The organism is Hungatella sp. L36, assembly GCF_014288035.1.
Genome location: NZ_JACOPC010000020.1, coordinates 69,781 through 94,478, shown reverse-complemented (window position 1 = coordinate 94,478; position 24,698 = coordinate 69,781). Strand labels below are relative to the sequence as shown.

18 protein-coding genes are annotated in these 24,698 nt (G+C 50.7%); 2 read left to right on the top strand and 16 right to left on the bottom strand.

Annotation, left to right across the window (positions count from 1 at the left end; translation table 11 throughout):
* Positions 1-196: 196 nt before the first annotated feature.
* From H8S80_RS30015 to H8S80_RS29995, 5 genes are all read right to left on the bottom strand, one after another.
* Complete coding sequence (locus H8S80_RS30015; RefSeq protein ID WP_025529176.1) at positions 197-907, bottom strand: Bax inhibitor-1/YccA family protein; 711 nt, start codon at positions 905-907, stop codon at positions 197-199.
* A 443-nt stretch (positions 908-1,350) separates the two neighbouring features.
* Positions 1,351-2,619: a diaminopimelate decarboxylase gene (locus H8S80_RS30010; protein WP_002601431.1), complete on the bottom strand. Its 1,269-nt coding sequence runs from the start codon at positions 2,617-2,619 to the stop codon at positions 1,351-1,353.
* Between the two features lie 547 nt (positions 2,620-3,166).
* Positions 3,167-4,603: a pyruvate kinase gene (gene pyk / locus H8S80_RS30005; protein ID WP_117622894.1), complete on the bottom strand. Its 1,437-nt coding sequence runs from the start codon at positions 4,601-4,603 to the stop codon at positions 3,167-3,169.
* An 18-nt stretch (positions 4,604-4,621) separates the two neighbouring features.
* Entirely contained in the window at positions 4,622-5,467 is an 846-nt protein-coding gene (locus H8S80_RS30000; protein ID WP_002601433.1) for a rhomboid family intramembrane serine protease, read from the bottom strand.
* A 33-nt stretch (positions 5,468-5,500) separates the two neighbouring features.
* Positions 5,501-6,442, bottom strand: coding sequence for a magnesium transporter CorA family protein (locus tag H8S80_RS29995; protein ID WP_002601434.1), 942 nt, complete (start codon positions 6,440-6,442; stop codon positions 5,501-5,503).
* Between the two features lie 234 nt (positions 6,443-6,676).
* On the opposite strand from H8S80_RS29995, the gene H8S80_RS29990 reads away from it, so the two are divergent.
* On the top strand, positions 6,677-10,927 hold the full coding sequence (locus tag H8S80_RS29990) for a 2-hydroxyacyl-CoA dehydratase (RefSeq protein ID WP_117622893.1): 4,251 nt from the start codon (positions 6,677-6,679) through the stop codon (positions 10,925-10,927).
* A gap of 68 nt (positions 10,928-10,995) precedes the next feature.
* Here the strand turns inward: H8S80_RS29990 and H8S80_RS29985 are convergent, their stop codons facing one another.
* Genes H8S80_RS29985 through H8S80_RS29955 form a run of 7 tightly spaced genes read right to left on the bottom strand, consistent with a single transcriptional unit; the run spans position 10,996 to position 17,228 of the window.
* A complete protein-coding gene (locus H8S80_RS29985; protein ID WP_025529174.1) occupies positions 10,996-11,712 on the bottom strand; it encodes a creatininase family protein in 717 nt (238 codons plus the stop codon).
* Positions 11,713-11,716: 4 nt separating this feature from the next.
* Positions 11,717-12,337, bottom strand: a complete 621-nt coding sequence (locus H8S80_RS29980) for a bifunctional 4-hydroxy-2-oxoglutarate aldolase/2-dehydro-3-deoxy-phosphogluconate aldolase (protein ID WP_002601437.1) — start codon at positions 12,335-12,337, stop codon at positions 11,717-11,719.
* 11 nt (positions 12,338-12,348) lie between these two features.
* Positions 12,349-13,266, bottom strand: a complete 918-nt coding sequence (locus H8S80_RS29975) for a phosphotriesterase family protein (protein WP_002601438.1) — start codon at positions 13,264-13,266, stop codon at positions 12,349-12,351.
* A gap of 43 nt (positions 13,267-13,309) precedes the next feature.
* The gene (gene ulaA / locus H8S80_RS29970; protein WP_117622892.1) at positions 13,310-14,593 is read right to left on the bottom strand and encodes a PTS ascorbate transporter subunit IIC; all 1,284 of its coding nucleotides are present in this window, start codon (positions 14,591-14,593) and stop codon (positions 13,310-13,312) included.
* 30 nt (positions 14,594-14,623) lie between these two features.
* Entirely contained in the window at positions 14,624-14,887 is a 264-nt protein-coding gene (locus H8S80_RS29965) for a PTS sugar transporter subunit IIB (RefSeq protein ID WP_002601440.1), read from the bottom strand.
* An 11-nt stretch (positions 14,888-14,898) separates the two neighbouring features.
* Entirely contained in the window at positions 14,899-15,336 is a 438-nt protein-coding gene (locus tag H8S80_RS29960; protein ID WP_002601441.1) for a PTS sugar transporter subunit IIA, read from the bottom strand.
* Positions 15,330-17,228: a BglG family transcription antiterminator gene (locus tag H8S80_RS29955; RefSeq protein WP_117622891.1), complete on the bottom strand. Its 1,899-nt coding sequence runs from the start codon at positions 17,226-17,228 to the stop codon at positions 15,330-15,332. The genes H8S80_RS29960 and H8S80_RS29955 overlap by 7 nt, the downstream gene beginning before the upstream one ends.
* A 381-nt stretch (positions 17,229-17,609) precedes the next feature.
* Here H8S80_RS29955 and H8S80_RS29950 point away from each other — a divergent pair, with 381 nt between their 5' ends.
* The gene (locus tag H8S80_RS29950; protein ID WP_025529171.1) at positions 17,610-19,028 is read left to right on the top strand and encodes a PspC-like choline-binding domain-containing protein; all 1,419 of its coding nucleotides are present in this window, start codon (positions 17,610-17,612) and stop codon (positions 19,026-19,028) included.
* A gap of 77 nt (positions 19,029-19,105) precedes the next feature.
* Here H8S80_RS29950 and H8S80_RS29945 read toward each other — a convergent pair whose 3' ends face one another.
* The 4 genes from H8S80_RS29945 to H8S80_RS29930 all read right to left on the bottom strand — a co-directional run bounded on the left by H8S80_RS29945 (position 19,106) and on the right by H8S80_RS29930 (position 24,534).
* Positions 19,106-21,301, bottom strand: coding sequence for a glycoside hydrolase family 88/105 protein (locus H8S80_RS29945; protein WP_117622890.1), 2,196 nt, complete (start codon positions 21,299-21,301; stop codon positions 19,106-19,108).
* 12 nt (positions 21,302-21,313) lie between these two features.
* A complete protein-coding gene (locus tag H8S80_RS29940; RefSeq protein WP_117622889.1) occupies positions 21,314-22,153 on the bottom strand; it encodes a carbohydrate ABC transporter permease in 840 nt (279 codons plus the stop codon).
* Positions 22,153-23,061 carry a carbohydrate ABC transporter permease gene (locus H8S80_RS29935; RefSeq protein WP_117622888.1) on the bottom strand — a complete coding sequence of 303 codons (909 nt, stop codon included), beginning with the start codon at positions 23,059-23,061 and terminating at the stop codon, positions 22,153-22,155. The genes H8S80_RS29940 and H8S80_RS29935 overlap by 1 nt, the downstream gene beginning before the upstream one ends.
* Before the next feature lie 99 nt (positions 23,062-23,160).
* Positions 23,161-24,534 carry an ABC transporter substrate-binding protein gene (locus tag H8S80_RS29930; RefSeq protein WP_117622887.1) on the bottom strand — a complete coding sequence of 458 codons (1,374 nt, stop codon included), beginning with the start codon at positions 24,532-24,534 and terminating at the stop codon, positions 23,161-23,163.
* Positions 24,535-24,698: the final 164 nt, after the last annotated feature.

Genomic DNA, 24,698 nt, shown 5'->3' with positions numbered 1-24,698 from the left:
CCGGCAGATTACAGCCACCTATGTCGAAAATTCGCCCTTTTAAGCGATTTTTTTCATTTTTTTCACCCAATACAGACAACACATTTCATGTTATGACAGGCAGAGTGAAGCACGCTGCCGCAAATGGCTGGAAACAGCGTCAGGTATGCGAAATTAAAAAGGCGGCCCGCACCGGACCGCCTCATTCTGACAATTCTTATTTACGTCTGCCCACAATTCTGATGATATACAGGAACAGGTTCACAAAATCCAGGTATAACTGAAGTGCGGAAAAGATGGATGCCTTCGCCGCCATATCCTGATCCTGTGCGTAATACTGGTGGTAAGCTCTGATCTTCTGTGTGTCATACGCGGTAAATCCAAGGAAAATGAAGATACCGATGTAACATACGATCAGTTCAAACTGTCCCAGGTTTATAAACATGGATAATACCCAGAATACAACCAGGAAGATCAGTCCGCCCATTAAGAAGTTGCGGATACGGCTGAAATCCGCATTGGTTACGTATCCGATCACGGCCATAACGCCAAAGAAGATGGAAGTGGCGCCAAAGACCAGAATCAGGTCAACCATGTCGTACATTAAGAAGTATGCGGAAAAGACAATACCATTTAAAACCGCATAGGTAAAGAACAGCGCTCTCGCCGTGCCGACAGACATCTTGCTGATCCGCGCGGATAAGAAGATAACCACTGCGATCTCCGCCACACCTAAAACCAGATAGGCATAAGGAATCGCAAATACGTAGATAATCGTTCCGGTCGTATAACCAAACATGGCTACCAGGAATGTGATAAGAAGTCCGGCAAACATCCAGCCGAAAGTTTTTGCAGTGTATTTGCCCAGCGGTTCTGCGCTGGTGCTGTCGGAATAAACGTAAGGCTGATTTGTTGAATTATAATCCATATGTATAATCCCCTCTTTCTTTTTTTTACATTTTACTATATTTCATAGGAAAAGTCTATGAATTATTTCAAAAATAAGGCCCCAAAAGCGAATATGTCACCAATTGTCGCTTCCCTGTCACCAATTGTAAAAAAACCGTTATCTTTTTTAACTTTTCATTTTAAGCAAAATGGGAAGCCCCGCCCTCACTGGCCTCCCCGATTTATGGAAACAGATGATGAATTAAGAAAATCTTCATAATCTATTCAAACAATATACAAACATTTCCAAGGGCAGTATGCTATACTAAGTACATAAGAAATGCACAAAGTAACAAATTATCCTTTCACCCTTTTTGAAAATCCGAAAATCCTAAAGAAAAATCAACCCTGTGTCGAAAGACACAGGGATTTTTCTTTTCTATGACCAAAACACCTCATTCACACTGCCCTCAGGCAAGAATCCTATATAAGCTCCTTTAAGATATCACAGAAATCAAAGGTTGCGAAGTAATCCTTTGGCGTCTCCGCCCTCCGGATCATTTCCACAGAACCGTCTTCCCGAAGAAGAAGCTCGGCTGATTTCAGTTTCCCGTTGTAATTATATCCCATGGCGAACCCGTGGGCTCCCGTGTCGTGAATGTAGAGCAGATCCCCTTTGTGAATCTCCGGCAGCATCCGGTCGATGGCAAACTTGTCATTATTCTCACAGAGGGAGCCGACCACATCGTACTTATGGTCGCACGGGTCGTTCTCGCGCCCCATAACGGTCACATGGTGATACGCTCCGTACATGGCCGGACGCATCAGGTTCACCGCGCAGGCGTCCACGCCCACGTACTCCTTGTGCGTGTGTTTCTCATGGATGGCTCTCGTCACCAGCGCGCCGTAGGGCCCCAGCATATAGCGGCCCAGCTCCGTGTAGATCGCCACATCGTCCATGCCCGCAGGCACCAGAATCTCCTCGTAAGCCTTTCTTACGCCCTCGCCGATAGACATGATATCGTTCGGCTCCTGATCCGGACGGTACGGAATCCCGATTCCGCCCGACAGATTGATAAACTTAACATGGGCTCCGGTCTCCTCTTTGAGCTTCACCGCCAGCTCAAACAAGATCTTGGCCAGCAGCGGATAATACTCGTTCGTCACCGTATTGCTGGCTAAAAATGCATGGATTCCGAAATGCTTCGCGCCCTTTTCCTTTAATATCTTATACGCCTCAAACATCTGCTCCGTCGTCATGCCATACTTGGAATCGCCGGGATTGTCCATGATGTCGTTGCTGATCTTGAACACGCCGCCCGGATTATAACGGCAGCTGATGGTCTCCGGGATCTCCCCGATGGCCTTTTCCAGATACTCAATATGGGTGATATCATCGAGATTGATAATCGCGCCGATCCTATGGGCAAACTGAAACTCTTCCGCAGGTGTGTCGTTGGAAGAGAACATGATATCGTCGCCGGAAAATCCCAGGGCATCCGCCATCATCAGCTCCGTCTCGGAGGAACAGTCTGTCCCGCATCCGAATTCCTTCAGAATATTTAATATAAACGGATTCGGGGTCGCCTTCACCGCAAAGTACTCTTTATAGCCGGGGTTCCATGCAAACGCCTCCTTCAGCTTCTTCGCATTCTCCCTGATTCCCTTTTCATCATAAATATGAAATGGAGTTGGATACTGTTCTGCAATCTCTTCCAGTTTTTCTTTCGTCACAAATGGTCTTTTCTCCAAAGCCTTGTCTCCTCCTTTGATAAAAACTTTCCATACGCCAGGCATTTCCCCAGATTCTTCCGCAATTCCTTCTCTCATAATAAAAAGGTCTGACCGTGTACAGATTCCGTTACGAACCATTGTACTGGGGACAGACCTTTTTGTCTATACTTTTTTTAGTAAATAATCTAAATGGCGGATGGCCAATTATATCTTCTCCCCTTGTGGAGCCAGTACTCAGCGGACTTTTTCACAGTCTGGCCGGAAAAGGGAGAGTGGGCGGCAGGGAGGGAAAGGTGAATGATGCAGAGGTCGGTGGGACTTAGGGTGAACAGCCGCCGGAGCAGGGGCAAAATCGCGTTTTCAGGACGCGATTTTGCGGGCACTGAGAGCGAACGCATCAGGCGTTCGGTCGAATTGCCCGGGACCCCTGCGGAGGGGGCTGTTCGCCCTTAGTCCCACCCCCTCGGAATCCCTGAACCTTTCCCTCCCTGCCGCCTGCTCTCCCTTTTCCTCGATCCCCCATGCAAAAGTCCGCGTATCTACCACCACAAAACCACTATTTTACTTAATCAACCGTTACCACACGTAAGATATTGGTGTGTGCCGCAGGCTCATGCTTGTTCGTCGGGCTTACCACTCCGGCCGTTACAACGACAAGATCGTCTTCCTTCACGATGTTCTTGGCCTTTAACAGCTCGATGGAGGAATAGATCAGAACGTCGGTGGACTCCGCACGCTTTGCATGGAACGGCTTTACGCCCCAGTAGAGCTGCATCTGACGCACAGCGGAAGCGCTCGGTGACAGGCCGATTACCAGGGACTCCGGTCTCCATTTGGAAAGCATTCTCGTCGTAAATCCGGTGATGCTCGGCGCAACGATGGCTTTCGCGTTTAAGTCGTGGGCGGTTCCCACGGATGAAGAACAGACGGCGTTGGAGATGTTATGCACATTGGCAGCGGATACACGGCGTTTCCGGTACGCGGAGTAATCGAGATGCTTCTCTGTCTCCTCCACGATGGATGCCATCATCGACAGCGCTTCCACCGGATACTTGCCCATAGCAGTTTCACCGGACAGCATCACCGCATCGGTTCCGTCATATACGGCGTTGGCCACGTCGGTAACCTCGGCTCTCGTCGGGCGCGGATTGCGGATCATGGAATCCAGCATCTGAGTCGCAGTGATAACCGGTTTGCAGGCTACGTTGCATTTTTCAATAATCATCTTCTGGATATACGGTACTTCCTGAGCCGGGATCTCCACGCCCATGTCGCCGCGGGCTACCATGATTCCGTCGCTGGCCTCGATGATCGCGTCCAGGTTCTCAATGCCTTCCGCGTTCTCGATCTTAGCGATTACAGCCATGTTGGAGCCATGCTCGGAAAGGATTTCCTTAATCTCAAGAATCGCCGCAGCGGTTCTCACAAATGACGCAGCGATAAAATCAAAGCCCTGCTCGATACCGAATAAGATATCGGCTTTATCCTTCTCTGTCAGCGCCGGAAGCTTGACCTTTACGTTCGGCACGTTCACGCCCTTCTTCTCGCCCAGCTCACCGCCGTTTACAACGCTGCAGACAATGCTGTTTCCATTCACTTCCACAACATCCAGTTCGATCAGGCCGTCGTCGATCAGAATCTTGTTGCCTGCCTTCACATCCTCGTGCAGATGCTCATAGGTGATGTGGCCCATCGTCTCGTCGCCGATGATATCGTCGGTTGTGAGCGTATACGTCTGGCCTTCCACCAGGGTAACCTTCTTTCCGTCCTTTAAAACGCCGGTACGGATCTCCGGTCCCTTTGTATCTAAAAGAGCGGCGATCGGTAAATCCAGCTCCTCTCTGACACTCTTTAACATATCGAGACGCGTTTTCTGCTCCTCGTAATCTCCATGGGAAAAATTAAATCTTGCAACATCCATGCCGTTCTCGGCAAGTGCCTTCATTAAATTGCGGTCATTCGTGTTCGGACCCATGGTGCAGATAATTTTAGTTCTCTTCATTGATTTCCTCCAAGCTGGTTATTTCGTGGTTTTCCGGGCTTCGTCTTCCTCCCGGGTAACGTGTTTATGTGTATATAAATGCTCGGAACAGTACTCATAACTGCCTTCGCATTTGGAGCAATAGCGGAATTCCAAGTTCGGATCATCCTTCTCCGTCCTGCCGCAGACCGCGCATTTGTGATGGGTGCTTCCCTGGGGCATGATCTTCGACTGCCTCTGGAAATCCCGTTTGCGCTTGATCTCTTTCGGATTCACCCGGTTAAAGTTCCTCGTCATAAAGAAGAACAGGATGAAGTTTAACAGAGACAACACGATGGTGACGCGAACACTCGTTCCCCCTTTGACAAAGCCGTACAGGAAGTAGATACCATTAAACAGAGCCAGCCATTTCGCTTTGATCGGAATAACGAAAAACAGCAGAAATTCCAGATCGGGAAATGTTGCAGCAAAGGCAAAAAACAGGGAAAAGTTTAAGAATTCGGTTGTCAGATACACCGGCGTGCCAAAGAACACATACAGAATCAGCGACGCCGCCACATGGCCGATAATTCCCATGAAGAAATACACATTAAACCGGAATGCCCCCCATACACGTTCCAGCGTATTTCCTACCATATAGTATAAATACATGGAAATCAGGCTTCCAAAGATACCGCCTCCCGGCGGGTAAATCATAAATGTCACGATTCTCCAGATCTGACCGTGCAGAATCGCCTGCGCGTCCAGCGATAAAAACCGCCAGTAAAATCCCGGGGCGAACATCTCCATTAAGAGTCCGACGCCGTACATCAGGATAATATAATACATCAGGTTCGGAATCGCATACCGTTTAAACTTGCGTTCCAGATTGTAAAAAAATTTCATTCTTCCATCCTTCTCACATACATTGATAACAGATCAGAACAGATCTTTTTTTGAAAAGATCCAGGCTACGATCAGCGTCAGCACCAGCGTAAATCCCAGGACAATCAAAAATCCGTAAGGGCTGTCTGCAAACGGCATTCCACTTGAATTCACGTTCATTCCGTAGAAGCTGGCCACCATGGTCGGTATGGACATGACGATGGTGATGGTCGCCAGAAACTTCATGACGATATTTAAGTTATTGGAAATAACGGAGGCAAATGCATCCATGGTGCCGCTCAAAATTCCGCTGTAAATGTTGGCCATCTCGATGGCCTGCTTGTTCTCGATGATAACGTCCTCCAGAAGGTCCGTGTCCTCCGGATACTTCTTGATTTTCTCGTTTCTCATCAGCTTTTCCAGTACGACTTCGTTGGACCGTAAGGAGGTCGTGAAGTATACAAGGCTCTTCTCCAGCTCCAGGAGCTCGATGAGTTCCCGGTTCTTCGTGGACTTGTGAAGCTTTTCCTCGATAACGCCGCTCTTCTTGTCGATGATTCTCAGATACTGAAGGAAAAGCGATGCGTTTTTATAAAGCACCTGCAGAATGAACCTGGTCTTCATATACGTGTGGAAATCCCTCACACGGCCGTCCATAAACGCCCCCAGTACCGGTGTCTCTTCCAGGCAGACCGTGATGATGACCTCTTCCGTCGTGATGATGCCCATAGGGATCGTCACATACCAGTCCTTGTCGTTTCGTTCCTCGATACTCGGGATATCCACCAGGATTAAGGTGTAATTATCCTCGGTTTCAATACGGGAACGCTCTTCTTCATCCAGAGGCGCCCTTAAATCATCGGGATCAATCCCGTAAGTGTTGGCAATCTCCAGAATCTCCGTTGCCGTAGGGTTTGTAAGCGCGATCCAGGATCCTGGTGACAGCTCATCCTTCTGGTGAATCAGACCGTTCTCTGTTTTAAAAATGCGAATCATGAGATACTTCCCCCTTTACTTGGCATACTTAGACTTATACATTATAGAGTCCCATACCTTTTTTGTCAAACGAACTTTAAACAGATTTGGCGATCTTACACAAATTTTACTATTTTTTAACACTTTTTAACACGGCACGGCGATTGTATTATTTCTTATTTTATGGTAAACTGGGTGCGGTGAGCCCGACAACTTACTTATACACGAAGGAGGCAGGGGAGTATCCCCGCGCATATGACTACATATAACACGTTAGGAATCGATATCGGTTCTACCACCGTTAAGATTGCAATATTAGACGGTGATCATCACATATTGTTCGCTGATTACGAACGGCATTTTGCCAATATACAGGAAACGCTGGCGAGCCTCTTGAAAAAAGCCTACGACTTGCTCGGTCCCATGGACTTACGGCCTGCCATTACCGGCTCCGGCGGACTCACGCTGTCGAAGCATCTGGAGATTCCATTTATTCAGGAAGTCGTTGCGGTAGCCGCTTCTCTTACTGATTATGCCCCACAGACCGATGTTGCAATCGAACTTGGCGGAGAAGATGCAAAAATCATCTATTTTACCGGAGGCATCGACCAGCGTATGAACGGTATCTGCGCAGGCGGCACCGGTTCTTTTATTGACCAGATGGCTGCGCTCTTACAGACAGACGCGGCCGGACTCAATGAATATGCGGCGGATTACAAAGCGATCTACCCGATTGCGGCCCGCTGCGGCGTTTTCGCTAAATCTGATATCCAGCCTCTCATCAACGAGGGCGCTACGAGAGAAGACCTGGCGGCATCCATCTTTCAGGCGGTGGTCAACCAGACCATCAGCGGCCTGGCCTGCGGGAAGCCAATCCGGGGCAATGTAGCATTTCTGGGAGGTCCGCTTCATTTCCTGCCGGAGCTCCGTAAGGCATTTATCCGCACGCTGCATCTGAGCGGAGACGCGATCATCGCCCCGGAGAACTCTCATTTATTTGCCGCCATCGGCGCGGCCTTAAACGCGGAGGAACGCGGCGCGCTCCTGTCCGTGGAAGATTTAATTACCCGCTTATCCTCCGGAATCCGGATGGAATTCGAGGTAAAGCGCATGGATCCGCTGTTTGCAGACCAGGCGGATTACGATGAATTCACAAGACGCCACGAGAATCACTGCGTGACAAAGGGCGATTTGTCCTCTTACCACGGGAAATGCTTCCTGGGTATCGACGCCGGTTCCACCACCACCAAGGTGGCTTTAGTCGGCGAGGACGGCACGCTCCTATACAGCTTTTACAGCAGCAATAACGGCAGCCCTCTGGCCACGGCGATCCGGGCCATGGGCGAGATCGACAGCCAGCTGCCCGAGGACAGTGAGATCGTCTACTCCTGCTCCACCGGATACGGCGAGGCGCTCTTAAAAGCCGCATTTCTGCTGGACGAAGGGGAAGTGGAGACCATTTCCCACTACTACGCCGCGGCGTTTTTCGAGCCGGATGTGGACTGCATCCTGGACATCGGCGGCCAGGACATGAAGTGCATCCGCATCAAGAACGGCACCGTGGACAGCGTTCAGCTAAACGAGGCCTGCTCCTCCGGCTGCGGTTCTTTCATCGAGACATTTGCCAATTCCCTGAATTTCAGTGTGGAGGACTTTGCGAGGGAAGCACTCTTTGCAAAAAATCCCACGGATCTCGGAACCCGCTGCACCGTGTTCATGAACTCCAATGTAAAGCAGGCGCAGAAGGAAGGGGCGACCGTGGCCGACATTTCCGCCGGTCTCGCCTACTCCGTCATCAAAAATGCCTTATTTAAGGTCATCAAGATCACCAGCGCCTCCGATTTAGGTGAACACGTCGTCGTACAGGGCGGTACGTTCTACAACGACGCGGTTTTAAGAAGCTTCGAGAAGATCGCCGAGTGTGACGCGGTACGCCCCGACATCGCCGGCATCATGGGCGCCTTCGGAGCCGCGCTGATCGCCAGAGAGCGGTATGACAGTACGAAGACCACCTCCATGTTAAGCATGGAGAAGATCCTGAGCCTTCACTACGAGACCTCCATGACGCGCTGCAAGGGCTGTACCAACAGCTGCGTTCTGACGATCAACCGTTTCGACGGCGGCCGGCAGTTCATCACCGGCAACCGCTGTGAGAGAGGGCTGGGTAAGGAACGGGCCAAGAGGGAGATCCCCAACTTATTTGATTACAAATACCACCGCATGTTCGATTACGAGCCGCTGAGCGCGGATTTAGCCACAAGAGGCGTGCTCGGTATCCCGCGGGTGCTGAACATGTATGAGAACTACCCCTTCTGGGCTGTCTTTTTAAAGGAGCTGAAGTTCCGCACGGTACTCTCCCCGCAGTCCACCAGAAAGATATACGAGCTGGGAATCGAATCCATCCCCAGTGAATCGGAATGCTACCCGGCCAAGATCACTCACGGCCACATCGAGTGGCTGATCAAGCAGGGCATTAAGACCATCTTCTATCCCTGCATTCCGTACGAGCGCAACGAGACGCCTGACGCCGGCAACCATTTTAACTGCCCCATCGTCACCTCTTACGCCGAAAACATCAAAAACAACGTGGAAGAGCTGGGTACGGAAAACGTCCGTTTCCTCAATCCTTTTATGGCGTTTACCAACGAGGAGGTCCTGACAAAACGGCTGACCGAGGTCTTCTTTGAGGATTTCCAGATCCCCGCTGAGGAAGTGAAAGCGGCTGCCCACAAGGCGTGGGAGGAGCTTCTGGCCTCCCGTCTGGACATGGAGAAAAAGGGCGAGGAGACACTGAAGTGGATGGAAGAAAACGACCGCCACGGCATCGTCCTTGCAGGCCGTCCCTACCATGTGGACCCGGAGATCAACCACGGAATTCCGGAACTGATCACCTCCTACGGCTTCGCGGTCCTGACAGAGGACTCCATCTCCCATTTGGGAGAGATCGAACGGCCTCTTGTCGTCACGGACCAGTGGATGTACCACACCCGCCTCTACCGTGCCGCAAGCTACGTAAAATCACAGAACAACCTGGATTTAATCCAGTTAAACTCCTTTGGCTGCGGCCTCGACGCTGTCACCACGGACCAGGTAAATGATATCTTAACCGGCTCCGGAAAGATTTATACGGTGCTCAAGATCGACGAGGTCAACAATTTAGGCGCAGCCAGAATCCGCGTCCGCTCTCTCATAGCCGCGCTCCGCGTGCGCGATAAGAAGCACTATGAGCGGAAAGTGATTTCCAGCGCCTACCACCGCATAACATTTACGAAGGACATGAAGAAGGATTATACCATCCTCTGCCCGCAGATGTCGCCGATCCATTTCGACTTAATCGAACCGGCGATCCGCTCCTTCGGCTACAAGGTGGAGGTCCTGCAGAATGACAACCGCTCCGCCATCGACACAGGCTTAAAGTACGTCAACAACGACGCCTGCTACCCCTCTTTAATCGTGGTAGGCCAGATCATGGACGCCCTGCTGTCCGGCAAATACGATTTAGACCACACAGCCATTTTCATGAGCCAGACCGGAGGCGGCTGCCGTGCGTCCAACTATATCGGCTTTATCCGCCGTGCCTTAGAGCGCGCCGGCATGGGCCAGATTCCGGTCATCTCCGTCAACGCCAACGGCATGGAGACGAACCCCGGATTTGCCATCACGCTGCCGCTGCTTACCAAGGCCATGCAGGCTGTCGTCTACGGCGACATTTTCATGAGGGTCCTCTACGCCACAAGGCCATACGAGAAGGAGCCCGGCTCCGCCAATGCGCTCCACCAGAAATGGAAAGAGCGGTGCATTAAGTCCCTGTCGAAGCGGATCCCGAACATGATGGAGTTTTCCCGCAATATTTCGGGAATCATCCGGGATTTCGATGAGCTTCCCAGAATTCCGGGACTCCAGAAGCCAAAGGTCGGAATCGTCGGAGAAATTCTCGTCAAGTTCTCGCCTCTGGCCAACAACCACATCGTGGAACTGCTGGAATCCGAGGGCGCCGAGGCCGTGATGCCGGATCTGATGGATTTCCTATTATATTGCTTCTACAACAGCAACTTTAAGGCCGCCAACTTAGGAGGCAAAAAATCGAGCGCTAATCTCTGCAACATGGGAATCTCGCTCCTCGAGTATTTCCGCAGGGTAGCCCGCAGGGAACTGATAAAGAGCAAACACTTTACCGCCCCGGCCCGCATCGCTAATTTGGCAGACATGGCCAAGGACTTCGTCTCCATCGGCAACCAGACCGGCGAGGGCTGGTTCCTGACCGGTGAGATGCTGGAGCTCATCCACAGCGGCGTCGGCAACATCGTCTGCACGCAGCCGTTCGGATGCCTCCCGAACCACATCGTGGGTAAGGGCGTCATCAAGGAGTTGCGGAGGGCATATCCGAATTCCAACATCATCGCCGTGGACTACGATCCGGGCGCAAGCGAGGTAAACCAGTTAAACCGAATTAAGCTGATGCTGTCTACCGCGCAGAAGAATATGCGTGTGCAGGATACAAAATAAAAAGAAGGCCGCCGCAGGGTTTTTAAGCCCTGCAGCGGCCTTCTTTTCGATGCTGCGCATCTTATTCTTTATTGCCTGGTAATCAGATCCGCGGCATTCGCGGCGAACTCCTCAAACATGCGGTCCCCCTTATCTTTGGCCGCGGCCGTGGGATCGCCGTATGTACCGGACACGCTCAAGTCGCCGATGGAGGTATTGTCCATCCCGTAAAGGGGCGGCCTGTCCGGATACTCGGCCCGGGCCAGGTCCATGTGAACCAGCTCCTCCCTGGCAGACAGCATGAGTGATGTCTCAAACTCGCAGGCGTGGAACATGCCTCCCCAGGTAGGACTCTCCATATATTTGTCGTAAATGGGCTGAAGGCCCGGATAAAACATTCCCAGAACCTTCACAGAGGTGGTGTCCTGGATATCGCGGATCGCATATTTCATGGAGGCGCCGTTGGCCTCGTGGCCGTTTAAAAAGACGAGCTTCGTCACGCCGTACCGCTCCACGGATTTTACAATGTCCTTTAATATAAGCTGCAAATGGTCCTGAGGGAGGGATATGGTGCCGATCCGGTCGCGCCATACCCAGGAATAGCCGAAATTGAGTGTTGGAAATACCAGCGCCCCGGTGCGGTCGGATATGAGCCGCGCCAGATGTTCCGCCAGGAAGACGTCGGTTCCCAGAGGGAGGTGATAGCCGTGCTGTTCCGTGGAGCCTATGGGTACGATGGCGGTGGAACACACCTCCAGCCGTTCTTTCACCATGGGCCAGGTCATATTCTGGACGATAAATGCCATCGCTTTATGCCTCCCTTTCCATTGCCTGGACGTACAGCCGGGCTTTCTGCCGGATCAGCTCCAGATTCCCGTCCGTGGACTTACGGGGCACCAGATTGCTGCCGGCGGCCGCGCCGGCAAAACCTGCCTTCAGAAACTGGGACACATTAGTCTCATTCACGCCTCCCACAGCCACAAACTCCGCCTGCGGAAAAGGCCCCTTCAGACTTTTAATATAAGACATTCCAAAGGCATCGGCCGGGAACAGCTTGAGACGCCTGACGCCTCTGTTAAGCGCCTTCTGAACGTCTCCAGGTGTCAGGACGCCAGGCAGAACCTCCATACCCTTTGACAGGCCGTAAGCCACCAGTTCGTCGTCGTAGCCCGGCGTTAAGAAGAAAGGAATCTTCATGGCGGCCAGCCGGTCCACCTCCTCCTTCTTCGTAACCGTGCCGGCTCCCAAACAGATTTCATCCGGCGAAAACCTCTTCTGAATGTTCTCAATACAGCCGAATCCTTTTTCCGCGTCACTTAAGGACACTTCAATGCCGGTTATTCCTTCGCTCACCAGCGTCTCTGCGATGGGTACAGCGTAAACTGGCTCCACATCCCGAATAATTGCCATGAGTCTGATCGATTCAATCATGTGCGCCCTCCTTAAAATACGGCCAGCCACCGCTTGGGATTCTCGATAAAGATCGTGTCGATATCCTGCTGGCTGATACCCTCGTCCAGAAGACGGGCGATAAATTTCGTCTTGATAAAGCGGAATCCCGGACCTCCGCCGTAGGCCTCCAGATAGGAGGCGCGTCCCATATCCCCGGATATCAGCAGCTGCCTGCCGTAACCATGCCCGATCAGGGAACGGATGAGGGCTACCCTCGTAGAATCGGGATGGTATTTTACCTTGCCTGGCCCGTCAAACTGAATATAGATTCCCCGGTCGGCCAGCTTAAGCAGATAGTACTCGTCCGGATTGCGGTCCAGATGGCCCAGGGCCACCGTGGTTAAATCCACACCTTCATTTTCCAGGATATCAAGCACCTCCATGCCCATGGTGCCGGCCTCCGTATGCCCCCAGATCGGCGCTTTGCAGGCTTTCTGTGCGGTGGCCGCCGCGATTGTCGTCTTCTTCTCCAGAGGATGGATCATGTTGTAATACGTGCCGATTTTGATGAATCCGGCTCTCGCATCCGATCCGTCGCCGCCTTCCATCACATCCTTTGCCAGCATACCCGCGATCTCTTCCATGGACTTTTCCGCCACCCAGGACGGATAGTAGATGTGCTTATTAAAGCCGGTGGTAGCGATGATATGAACCCCTGTCTCCTGAGCCATCCGTTTCAGAATGTTCAAATCCCTGCCATAGTCCAGCGTAGAGGCTTCCACCAGGGTACGTCCCCCGACCTCCTTAAAATTCAGGAGCTCCTGCACGCTGTTTTCATAGCTGCTCAGCTCTAAATCCCTGTCCTTCTGGCATGGCGGCGGAACCGCGTGGAGATGCTCATGGGGATACGTAAATCCCATCTCCTCTCCCTTGATGTCACCCAAAACTGTCCTTGCGAATCTTTCCATTTTATGTCCTTCTTTCTAATTAAAATTGCAGCAGTCAAACGACTTACAGCGGGATACCGAACACCATGCCCACAAGGCGCATCAGCACCGATACGATAATGGCATCCGTCGAAGCAAACCATAAGCCTTCCACTCCGTAAGCGCCCACATTGACAAAGGGATATGCAGCAGCCACAATCAGGGTGAAGAACACACCGAGGAAGAGGCCTGCTGCCACAGCGCCCTTTTTGCCGCCCAGTTTATCGCCGAACACGCCTGCCGCGCCGCCCATGAAGAAGAGACCAATCACGCCCGGAAGCACGACAACGTTCATTCTGGTGGTAATCATGGTGCTGATGATACCGCCCACCATCGCCGCCAGGAAACCAACAGTGGTTGCCATCGGTCCGACACTGTAGAAAATCGGGATATCCAGGGCCGGTCTGGCGCCTGGAACCAGCTTCTCACTGATGCCCTTGAACGCGGGAATGATTTCTCCCAGGAACATGCGGACTCCCTGTAAGAGGACGAGTACGCCCGCCACAAAGGTGAGAGCCTGAATCAGGGTATAGATGATGTAGTTCTGTCCGCCGGACAGCGCCGTCACCGTCTCACGGCCTGCGATCAGCGCGGTCAGGATATATACCACAATCATGACGATGGCCATGAGGATGGACATGTCCTTCAGGAAATTGAATTTGTCGGATACGTGAACCTGTTCCCAGGTGTCCTGTTCCGGATCACGATCCTTTTTGCCGAACAGGCCGCCTACGAATCCGCTCAGACAGACAAGGGAGCTTCCCCAGAAACCAAATGCCACTTCATCCGTCTTTAATATTTTTCTCACAAACGGCTGGGCGATAGCCGGGAATACGATCATGGATATTCCCTGGATTACAGAGCCGATTGCCACCGCTTCCCAGCCCCTGATTCCCATCTGATCCAGGACGATCGCCATGGTACCAGCGAATGAGAACATCATATGTCCGGTCAGGAAAATATACTTAAACGGCGTGATGCGCGCCAGAAGCAGATTGATCAGAAATGAGAACAGCATGATGAGAGGCGTCTCAAATCCCAATATGACCTGCACCGCAGCCACCAGAGAGTTATCCTCCGGCACGATCCCCGCCATGCCGAACGCGCTGTTAAACATAGAACTGAACGGAATCAAAGCCCCCACAATGACATTGGATCCGGCGCTCAGTATTAAAAATCCCAGAATCGTCTTAAAGGTTCCTGAAATAACGTCCGACACGCTGTTTTTCATAGCGATCAGACCAATCATAGCTACAAGGCCTAACACAACCGTAGGCTGGCTTAAGAAATCAACTAAAAATTTTATCATACCGTTCTTCTCCTTTTGTCTTCTCCTCAGTTATTTCATATAAGGAAGAATCATTTCTTCGATCCCCTTTTTGTCGAGTAAATTGGTAACCGACAGAACCGGCACATCGGCCACGATCTGTTTGGCGATCTCCGAGGAAGCCGCAATCAGATCACAGGGCTTTCCTTTGTAGGAACCCAGATCCACCGCTTCCCCTTCCACTGCTACGTGATGCTTCTTACCGATATCCTTAATCGTCATCAGAAGCATAAGACTGGTGCCAAATCCCATTCCACACACTGTTATCACTCTCATAAATTCTCCTTCTATATTAATTTTGCCAGTTCCCCGTAAGAGGTGATTGTCAATAGCCGTTCTCTGACGTTATCGTCCTCCAGAAATCTCCCCAGTTCCTGAAGCAATGCCAGATGGCTGTCGTTTTCCACACCGCCCAGAGCAAATACGAGTCTCACCGGATCATTAAAGGGGTGATGAAACGACACAGGTTCTTTGAGCCTGATGAAGCTGATGCAGGGCTCAGACACATCTCCCGATGGTCTTGCGTGAGGCATTGCGATTCCCGGCGCCATGACCATATAGGGACCCAGGTCATGGAATGCCTCCTCCATTTTTTCAATATAAGTTTCCTTCACTTTCCCACTGTTCACTAACAGCTGACCACTAAAATGAATTACCTCCTCCGGTGTTGTAAGTCCTTCCACATCCAGCCGGACTACGTCCTTTGTCAATATGTCTGTCAGCATAGGTACCCTCCATCAAATTCCCTTAAATATGTAATAAATTCTTCATAGCATTTACTGCCTGCCAGTTTATTGATCCACTCTTCATCTGATACCAGCAGGAACAATCGTTCCAGCACTTCCTTGATTTTCTCATCTCCTCTTTTAAAGCAGCCCAGGATCACCAGTCTCACATTGGCCTTTCCCCATGGAACGGGATTTTTCATCAGTACGAAGACGAAAAAGCTCTCTCCGTCAATCAGACAGTGTGGCAGTGCCGCAAAGGGCGATATCTCCGTGGACACCAGATTCTCCCGCTTCATGACGGCATTCTTCTGTTCCTCTAAAAGCCTCCCCTGCTCGATCAGCAGATCGCAGATTCTGGTGAGCACGCCTTTTTTTCTCATGGGCTTGTCCCACAGATAAAAACCGTCCCGCCTGCACAGGGTCTCAAGGCTTTCCCGCCTTTTTAACCGCATCAGGGCGAAATTGATCCTCATCTGGTCCTTTTCATTCAGAAACGGGCTGACTGTGACCACTTCCTTTTCCAGGCTGCTCTCCTGGCCGCAGGGAAGCATCGTAATATAAAAGTCCGCCTCCTCCGGAAGTGCATCTCCTTCTCCGTAATTCCCCATATCCATTACTTCCAGCCCGGTATAGGTCTGCTCCAGCCGGCTCTTTAAGAGGCGCGCAGCCCCAGGCATGGTCTCACTGATTAAAACAGTCTTAAACTTACGGATCTTATTTTCCTGTTCCAGGGAAGATGCAAAGTACATGGTGAGGAATCCCAGTTCCCCGACGGAGAGATTCTGTTTTGTGTACTCCGTAATGCATTCCGCCAGCTCGATGGCGTAATAGTAGGCCGTCGGATAGATCTTCTGCAGTTCCTCATAAAACGGATTCTCCGTCTCCATATGTACCAGGTATTTGCCGTAACTGGAGGCCACATGGAGGATCAGGCCGTTGACCAGCACTTCATCGCCGTTCAAATCCACACCGTAGTTATCCTGGATTTTTTTCAGCCCCTTCATGACCAGACCGTGGAAAAACATGAGATTGTGCTCGTCGATCTGGTTGATCCGGCTGTTTCCGCCAAACGTCTGCATCCAGATCAGAGTCAAATACATGCACTCCCCTTCCAGCCTGTTATTAGGAAAATACTTCTTTAACAGACACCTGGTCGTCTTCATCTGCGCTTTGAACGGCTCTTTTCCGTCCAGATGAGCCAGATAGCCGAAGTAAATCTCCTTTCCGAGAGAGATTCTCTTGATCGTAATGGCCAGGTATTTGAAAAACTGCTGCTCTTCTTTTTCCTTTGCACAGAGCCCGTATTTTTTGAAGCATCTGTCCATCCACTTGCGGATATCCCTCTCCTGCACCTCCCGGATATCGAGGGCGTTCCAGATTTCCTCTTCCTCTGTCTTTTCCAGCAGATGGTACATACAGTCCCGTATGCTGATCTCATTCCCGCTGATGTAGAGTCCCGTATAGGCTTTGCTGAACAGCTCCAGTCCGAAATTCTCCAGATAGGAGTTGGACAGCGTCGTAATTCTGGACATGCTGGAGCGGCTGTAATTGAACAGCTCTTCCAGCTCATCCATTTTACATCCGTCACAGATCAGGATCCGTCTCACCACTTCCCGTATCAGCTCATCCCCCTGACTGCCCGTGTGGCCTCCCATGTCCTTAAAAAATGCCTGGCAGCGCACCTGATCTGTGATTTTTATTTGATACCCCCTTCCCTTATAAGAACGGATTTCAAATCCGTTCTCCCTTCCCAGCGCTTCTGCTTCCTTGACATAGCGAAGAATCATCCTGCTGCTGACTCCCAGATGTGCCCCCAGCTGTCCGGAGGTGACATAACTATCCAGAGTGTCAGCCAGGTATTGGACAACCTGAAATGTTTTTGTATACATAATGTTTTCCTCTCTGTTGCAGCCCTGCCTGTCTCCTGTAACTTCATTATAATAATCTGACAATAAGATGTCGATTTCAACAAATGACGGTTAGTAAGTGACATCATCATTATATAGCTATCATAGCACGGCTGGATTGGGATTTTATGGTTATTATGGTACTGCTGCCGCTCCTCTGTACTGAAAAAAGCTTTTATTTTAAACCATGGAGCAGGTCCATGGTCAAGAGCTGATTTTCTTAATATTTTTTTATTTTCTTACGCATTCTTACGCCTTTTTTACTCCGCTTGACCTTGGAGCCGCTCCATGGTTTAAAGTCGTGTTATCAGCAGGAGAGCTGCTGAGAGGATACGATTTTCTTTTGAAAGGGGAAATTAATTTATGAAGAAACAGATGAAAAAATGGATTCTTCCATGCGCTGCCGCGCTATTTACCATAGGCGCATCTATGACAGCATTTGCAGCACAGGGCTGGACCATGGAAGGCGACAACTGGGTCTATATCGACTCCAGCGGAAGCAGAGTGACCGATGCCTGGAAGAAATCAGGCGACAACTGGTTCTATCTCGATTCATCAGGAGATATGGCCAAGAGCAGCGTCATTGAATATGACGATGACTACTATTATGTAAACTCCGTAGGTGCCATGGTATCCAACGAATGGCGGGAAATCCCTTCCGATTACGAGGAAGAAGACTCACCGGAGACGTACTGGTACTACTTCCAGAACAACGGAAAAGCCTACAAGGCCTCCAGCTCCGGAAAGACCTCCTTTAAATCGATCCGCAAAGCCAGCGGAGATTGGAAAAAATATGCGTTTGACTCAGAAGGAAGAATGCTCTTCGGATGGGTTGGCGAGGATTCCGAGCGAATCACAGGCGATGAAGCCTGGAGAGAGGGCGTGTACTACTGCGGCAATTCCGATGACGGCGCTCAGGTATTAAACGCATGGAGCCTTCAGGAGGTCGACGATCCGGATACGGAAGAGGATAACTTCGACGGAACCTACTGGTTCTACTTCGGTACCAACGGTAAAAAAGTAAAAGATACCACCAAGACCATCAACGGTTTAAAATACCGCTTCAATGAAAACGGCGCAGCGGAATCCGAGTGGTATGCCAAGGCTTCCACCACAACTGCAAGCGGAAGCAACTTATACTACAACCTTCCGGAACAGTGCTGGCTGGCCAAGGGCTGGTTCAAGACCATTCCAGGCGCAGAGGTAGATCCTGAAGCTTACGATGACGGAACAGAATACTGGTTCTACGCTCAGAACAACGGCGATCTCGTCAAGAGCCAGATCAAGACAATCAACAACTACCGCTACGCATTCAACGAAAAGGGCGAAATGCTTCACGGACTCTATATGCTGACCTTCGATGATGACAAGAAGATCGATTCCTACGAAGAGATCGAGGCAGAAAGCGATCTTCCGGATTCTGCTGACGAGCGCGACGTATACTACTTCGGAGATTCTCCTAAGGAAGGCGTCATGGCTACCGGCAAGACCACTATCGATATCGACGGCGAGAAATATACCTACAACTTCCGCAAGTCCGGCAGCGACAAGGGTGCCGGCTACAACGGAATCTATGACGATTCCATCTACATCAAGGGCCGCCTGCTGAAGGCTGACCGCGATGCAAAATACGAGGTTGTATCTTACAATGGCGAAGACTACTTAATCGGCACCTCCGGAAAACTCGCTAAGGGCAAGAAGAACTTAAAGAACGGCGACGACAAGTACTTCAGCACGAATAAGCAGGGTATTGTCACCTATGAAGGTTACGAAAAAGAGTAATGAAATTCCGCCATCACAAGCACTCTTTAAACTATAAACAGAAAACAGGATCCGCCCCGGCGGATCCTGTTTTCTGTTTATTCAAGCTTTCCCGCCTCGATTCCTGCCAGCAGGACGATGCCGATTCCATGGGTATCGTTGTCCCTGGACGTCAGATCGTACTTATAATAATCCGGCGTAAATGAATACTGGGAACCGCGGCAAACGCCGTATACATTGCCTTTTCTGTCAATCGCATACTTTGTCAGGCCCTCCCAGGCCTTTTGGACCGCCTTTCTGTAACGTCTGTCCTCATCCGGAAGCCATCCGTACCGGATTCCCCTTGAAAAACCATAGATAAACATAGCGGTGCAGGATGTCTCTTCATAGGAATCCTCATGGGTAAGGAGCTGATGCCACAGCCCATTTCCACCTTGAAGCATTAAGATCCCTTCCGACAGCTGCCTGAAAAATGTAAGAAGCTCCTCCCGCTTCGGATGGTCCTCCGGAAGCACGGCCAGTACCTCCGACAGAGAGAAAAGAACCCAGCCGTTCCCTCTTCCCCATGGCATCTTCGTCGGTGTCTGATACTTGAAATCATACACGTGGGACATCACCTGTTCCCGTTCCATAAAAAGGTATTTTTTAAACAGCATAAACTGCTTCGCCGCATCCTCCAGATAAACGGCATCCCCCGTCATTTGATAGTAACGGATTAAAAATGGGGTGCTCATATAGAGATCGTCGGCCCACATGGTGTTCTCCATGAAAAAGTCCTTGCATATCCGGTAAAAAGCACCATCCTCCTGCCGCTCCTGCACGTGCTCCATATGATCCGCCACCCGCTTTGCAATGGTTTTGACTGCCGTCTTTGCAGTCTCCTCATGGATTTCGCTGTATGCCTCCAGCATGGCAGAGGCGAAGGATCCGCAGTCATCCAACATGGACATGGTACAGAGCTGGTTGTTAATCTGTGGATATCCGTAGACAGCCTCGTCCCACATGGCGTATTCCTGCATCTGAACACACTGTGCTATATGACTGGCCGCATACTGTGTAATTCCGTTCTCCTCCAGATGGCGCCCGGTCTGAAGCAGGCCGTACAGCGTGACTCCCAGAGGATAGTTCCATCTGCCAAACAACTCATTCTGCAGGCAGGGCCGTACCCAGTTGTCCTTTCCGTCCAGGCGCCAGTAGGTTCCTCCATTTCCCGTATCATACAGACGGTTCAGGGTAAGCTCCTCCGGACGGAAAACAGGTACAGAGTTCTCAAACGGGCCCAGATACAGCCAGTCTCCCGTCGCTCCGCATATACGCTCCGGCATTTCACAGCACGCAGGTCCGCCTTCCGTGTATATCTCCACAGAGGGATAATTTCCCTTTTCTGACAGGCCGGTTCTCTCCACCATGACCGTCACCGTGTGGCAGCCTTCCGCAGCCGCGCAGGCCGTTTTCTGTTCCTGGCAGGAGTCCAGTATTTCCGTCTGATCCAGCCATACCCGAACACGGTCACAGGCCCCGGTCCCACCGGCCCCGGTCTGAATCATAATCTCGCGTCCGTCTCCCCGCAGACTGGTTTTGCCATAGATACGCTGTCCCGGTTCGATTTCTCCAAATACTGTCTCCCACCGGTGCCCGCCTGCTGCCTCACGGTTCCAGTCTGCCGCCTCCCCGCTCCAGCGCTGGGGATACCATTCTAATCCCGTCTCTCTTTCGCTTCCGCCGAGGCAGAAATCCGGTTTCATTTTCCTGAAATCTCCCGGAAAAGCCTGTGAATAGACGGCTCCGAGACAGCCTTCCCTCTCGGTGAACGGTGCCAAAAACGGGAGCCAGTGCCATCGCACCTCCTCCGGTGCGATCATGGCTCCAAATCCGGAAGCTGTACTGCTAAAACAGAAGATAAAATCATTCCACCCCCTCTTTAACTGAACGGGGAATGCCTTCTTATGCTTCACGTTCACCTCCTCCGTCACGGAAGATTGGAATACCATTTCTCCGGCCACATAAAGCCTGGCAGGGCCGAAGCACGCCATTTCAAAGAGCTTTTCTTCCTCACTGTCACTCCAGATACGGAAGGCGGCATAGGCATTTTCCCCCTGCTTTGCGTCAGGCAGCTTTTCCCGTAAATCCATACACAGACAGCCATTCCTGTCCCAGCCAGGGCCCTCCCTGGAAAATGCACAGAACGTAAAAGGCTCCGGCGGATTCATTCCGATATAATGGTTTGCCACGGTCCGGAGTACATTGCTGATCTCCGCACCGCCCCGATAATAAATACTCTCATATCTTTCCATACTCGTTCACTCTTATCCTTTCAATCCGGAGGTCGATATTCCCTCCACCAAATATTTCTGAAGACAGATAAAGATTATGATCGCAGGCATGATCGACAGCGTCGCCATGGCGAACATCGCTCCGTAATCCGACGACGAGCTGGGGTCTGCAAACAGCTTTAACGCGAGAGAAACCGGATACATACTCGTCTTGTTCACATACAGCAGAGCCGACAGGAAATCGTCCCATCTCCACATAAAGGAAAACACCGCCGATGTAATAAGGGCCGGGACGACCAGAGGGAGAATGATCCTGACAAAGACTCCGTAATAGGAACAGCCGTCAATTTTAGCCGCCTCATCCAGCTCTCTCGGAATTCCATCGATAAAATTCATAATCATATAGATAAAAAATCCCTGGCCGAAAAAGTAGGGCACAATGAGCGGCTTAAAGCTGTTTGTCCAGCCAAGTACCTTAAACCACAGATACTGAGGTATCATGATAACCTGGAACGGCAGCATCATGGATACCAGCATCGCTGCAAACAGCACCTTTCTCCCACGGAAACGGCACCGCGAAAAGCCATAGGCCACGATGGCGGAGGACGCTACCGCGCCCAAAGTCGATACGGTGGAGATAAAAAAGGAATTTTTAAAAAATACGGAAAAGGACGTCTTTCCAAATCCTTTCCAGCCGTTCTTATAATTATCCAGGATAAAATGCTCCGGGATCAGACTTCTGGCCGTTGAAAAAATCGTGTTGCTCTCCTTGAAAGAGCTCATGATCATCCAGAGAAGTGGGTAAATCATAATAATTCCCATGCCGCATACGATAATATGGTAGAATACCGTTCCTATTTTTTTCCTGCTCATTATAATCCTCCTTCATAGACCCAGAATTTCTTCGTTCCAAAGAGAACTGCTGTAATCAGGGCGATGATCAGCAGCATCACCCAGGCCATGGCGGCGCCATACCCCGCATTGTTGAACTGAAACGATTGTTCATACATGTATACGGTGTAAAACAGGGTGGAATCCATGGGCTTTCCCTGCGTGATAATGTAACACTGTGTAAATGCCAGAAATCCATTGATCATCTGCATCACCAGATTAAAGAAGATCGTCGGTGTGAGAAGCGGCAGTGTAATCTTCCAGAACTGCTGCCACTTATTGGAGCCATCCACCCGGGCGGCCTCATACAGACTCTGAGGGATCTGCTTCAACGACGAAAGAAAGATAAGCATGGAGGAACCGAACTGCCATACGGCCAGGACCACCAGAACCCAGATGGCCGTATGCTTATTGCCAAGCCATGCAAACGTCGTGTGAATCCCAAACATTCCGAGAATCGCGTTGACGACACCTTCCTTTGCAAACATCCGCTTCCAGAGTATGGAGACTGCGACGGAGCCGCCGATAATAGATGGCAGGTAGTAAGCCGCTCTGTAAAAGGACGTCGCCTTTGTCGTTCTCAGCAGCAGCAGAGCCACAAGCAGGGCAAAGATCAGACGCAGCGGAACCGAGGTCAGCGCAAAGTAGAAGGTCACCTGGAGAGACTTTACGAACCGGGGATCGTCGGTGAACATTTTAATGAAATTTTTTAATCCCGCCCAAACCGGCGGATTCTTGATATCGTAATCCGTAAAGGCATAATACAGTGACATCAGCATGGGCACTATGGTAAATGCCAGAAATCCAAAGGTAAACGGCAGGGTGCAGATGATTCCCGCGGTCTCCTCCGTATTCAGTTTCTGTCTCAACGTTTTATTATTCTTTCCCATGAAATACTCCTTCCTGAACCTGAAACTGGCAGAAAAATAGCAGGGCAGAATGCATCTTACCCTGCTTTTTACGTCTCTGCATATTTACTTCCCAACCTCTTATTTACTTCCCAAAATTTTATTTCCTTCTTCAAACAGCTGTTTTGCAGCTTCCGCTGCGGTCATCTCGCCGTAGCAGACCTTTTCCTCCAGCTGATCGATTACCTTTAATACCTCGCTGGTTCCATCCGGAGACGGAGGATTGATCTTGGAACAGGAAGGTGTTACCACATCGTTAATATAATTCACAATTCGCTTATTTACATCATCCAGCTTCTCTGCCGTGTCCGCAGCTACAACAGACGAGATCGGCACGCCCCGCTCTGCCAGAAGAATGTCGTTGCACCCCTGTGAATTCGTAAAGTAATTGATGACCTTTGCCGCCTCTTCCGGATTTTTGCTGTCCACGGACAGGGAAATAAACTGGCTTGGCTTCAGGTAATTGGCTTTTTCCGGGTGATCCGCCGGCCAGGTGGTAATCCCGACCTCAAAACCGATTCCCTCTTTTGCGGTTTTCTCTACTGCGGTCAGCTGGTTGGAATAGTTGAACTGGCACCACGCTTCGCCGCCGTAAACCATCGGCTGCTGCTCTACCGAACCCAGGGTACGCTCTGCATAGATATCCGGGCTTACATGCCAGCCTTCCTTTACGCCCTGCTCATACAGCGCAAAGAATTTCTCAAGCGGCTCCGGCCCTGGAACCCCTAATTTCCCGTTTTCAAACAGAACGTATCCCTGATCACGCATCATATATTCAATAAAATTCTCTCCGTCGTTGTAGGCGATTGTCGTCTGCACACCGGATTTCTCATAGATTTCTTTACAAATGGAAATAAACTCATCCATGCTCATATTGTCTTTAATCTCAATTCCCAGCTGATCGGTCAGTGTCTTGTTGTAAAACATGGCCGGCGCGTTAAGGCCCAGACTGACCGCATATATTTTATCTCCAATTTTCCCCTGATCCAAAGTGGATGGATTGATGTTACTGGTATCGATGGTGCCGTCATCCATATACGGCGTTAAATCCACCAGGGAATTGCTGTCCACAAACTGGGCCAGATACTTATAATCCATCTGCACCAGGTCCGGAAGCTCTCCGCTTCCTGCCGCCGTATTCAGCTTCACCCAGTAATCATTCCACTCCGCCGGCTGACTGTCAAAGGTAACCCCCGGGTTCTCCTCTGAATACAGATCGAGAGCCGCCTCGGTCCTTTCATTCCTGACCTGGTTTCCCCACCACGTCATTGTCATGTGCTTTTCTTCTGCCTTTCCTTCGGTTTCCGTCTTCTCCTGTGACGCCTCAGTCTTCTGCGCTTCGGACTTCTCCGCCCCCGCATTTACGCTTTCCGTCGCACTCTTTTGGTTCCCCCCGCATGCAGTCAGACTCACTGCCAGCACGCCTGCGGCCGCCATCATAAACATTTTTTTCATCTCGTTCTTCTCCTTTATCCTTTTATTCTCAGTACTAGTACTTATTATACGGATCGCAGGTACAAAAACAATCCGGCTAACCGTCTTCCGGGGTCAAAAAACCGCTCTTTCCGGAAATTTTCTTGTTTTCTTCATCCAGGTTCAGTATACTCTTCTTAAGCAAA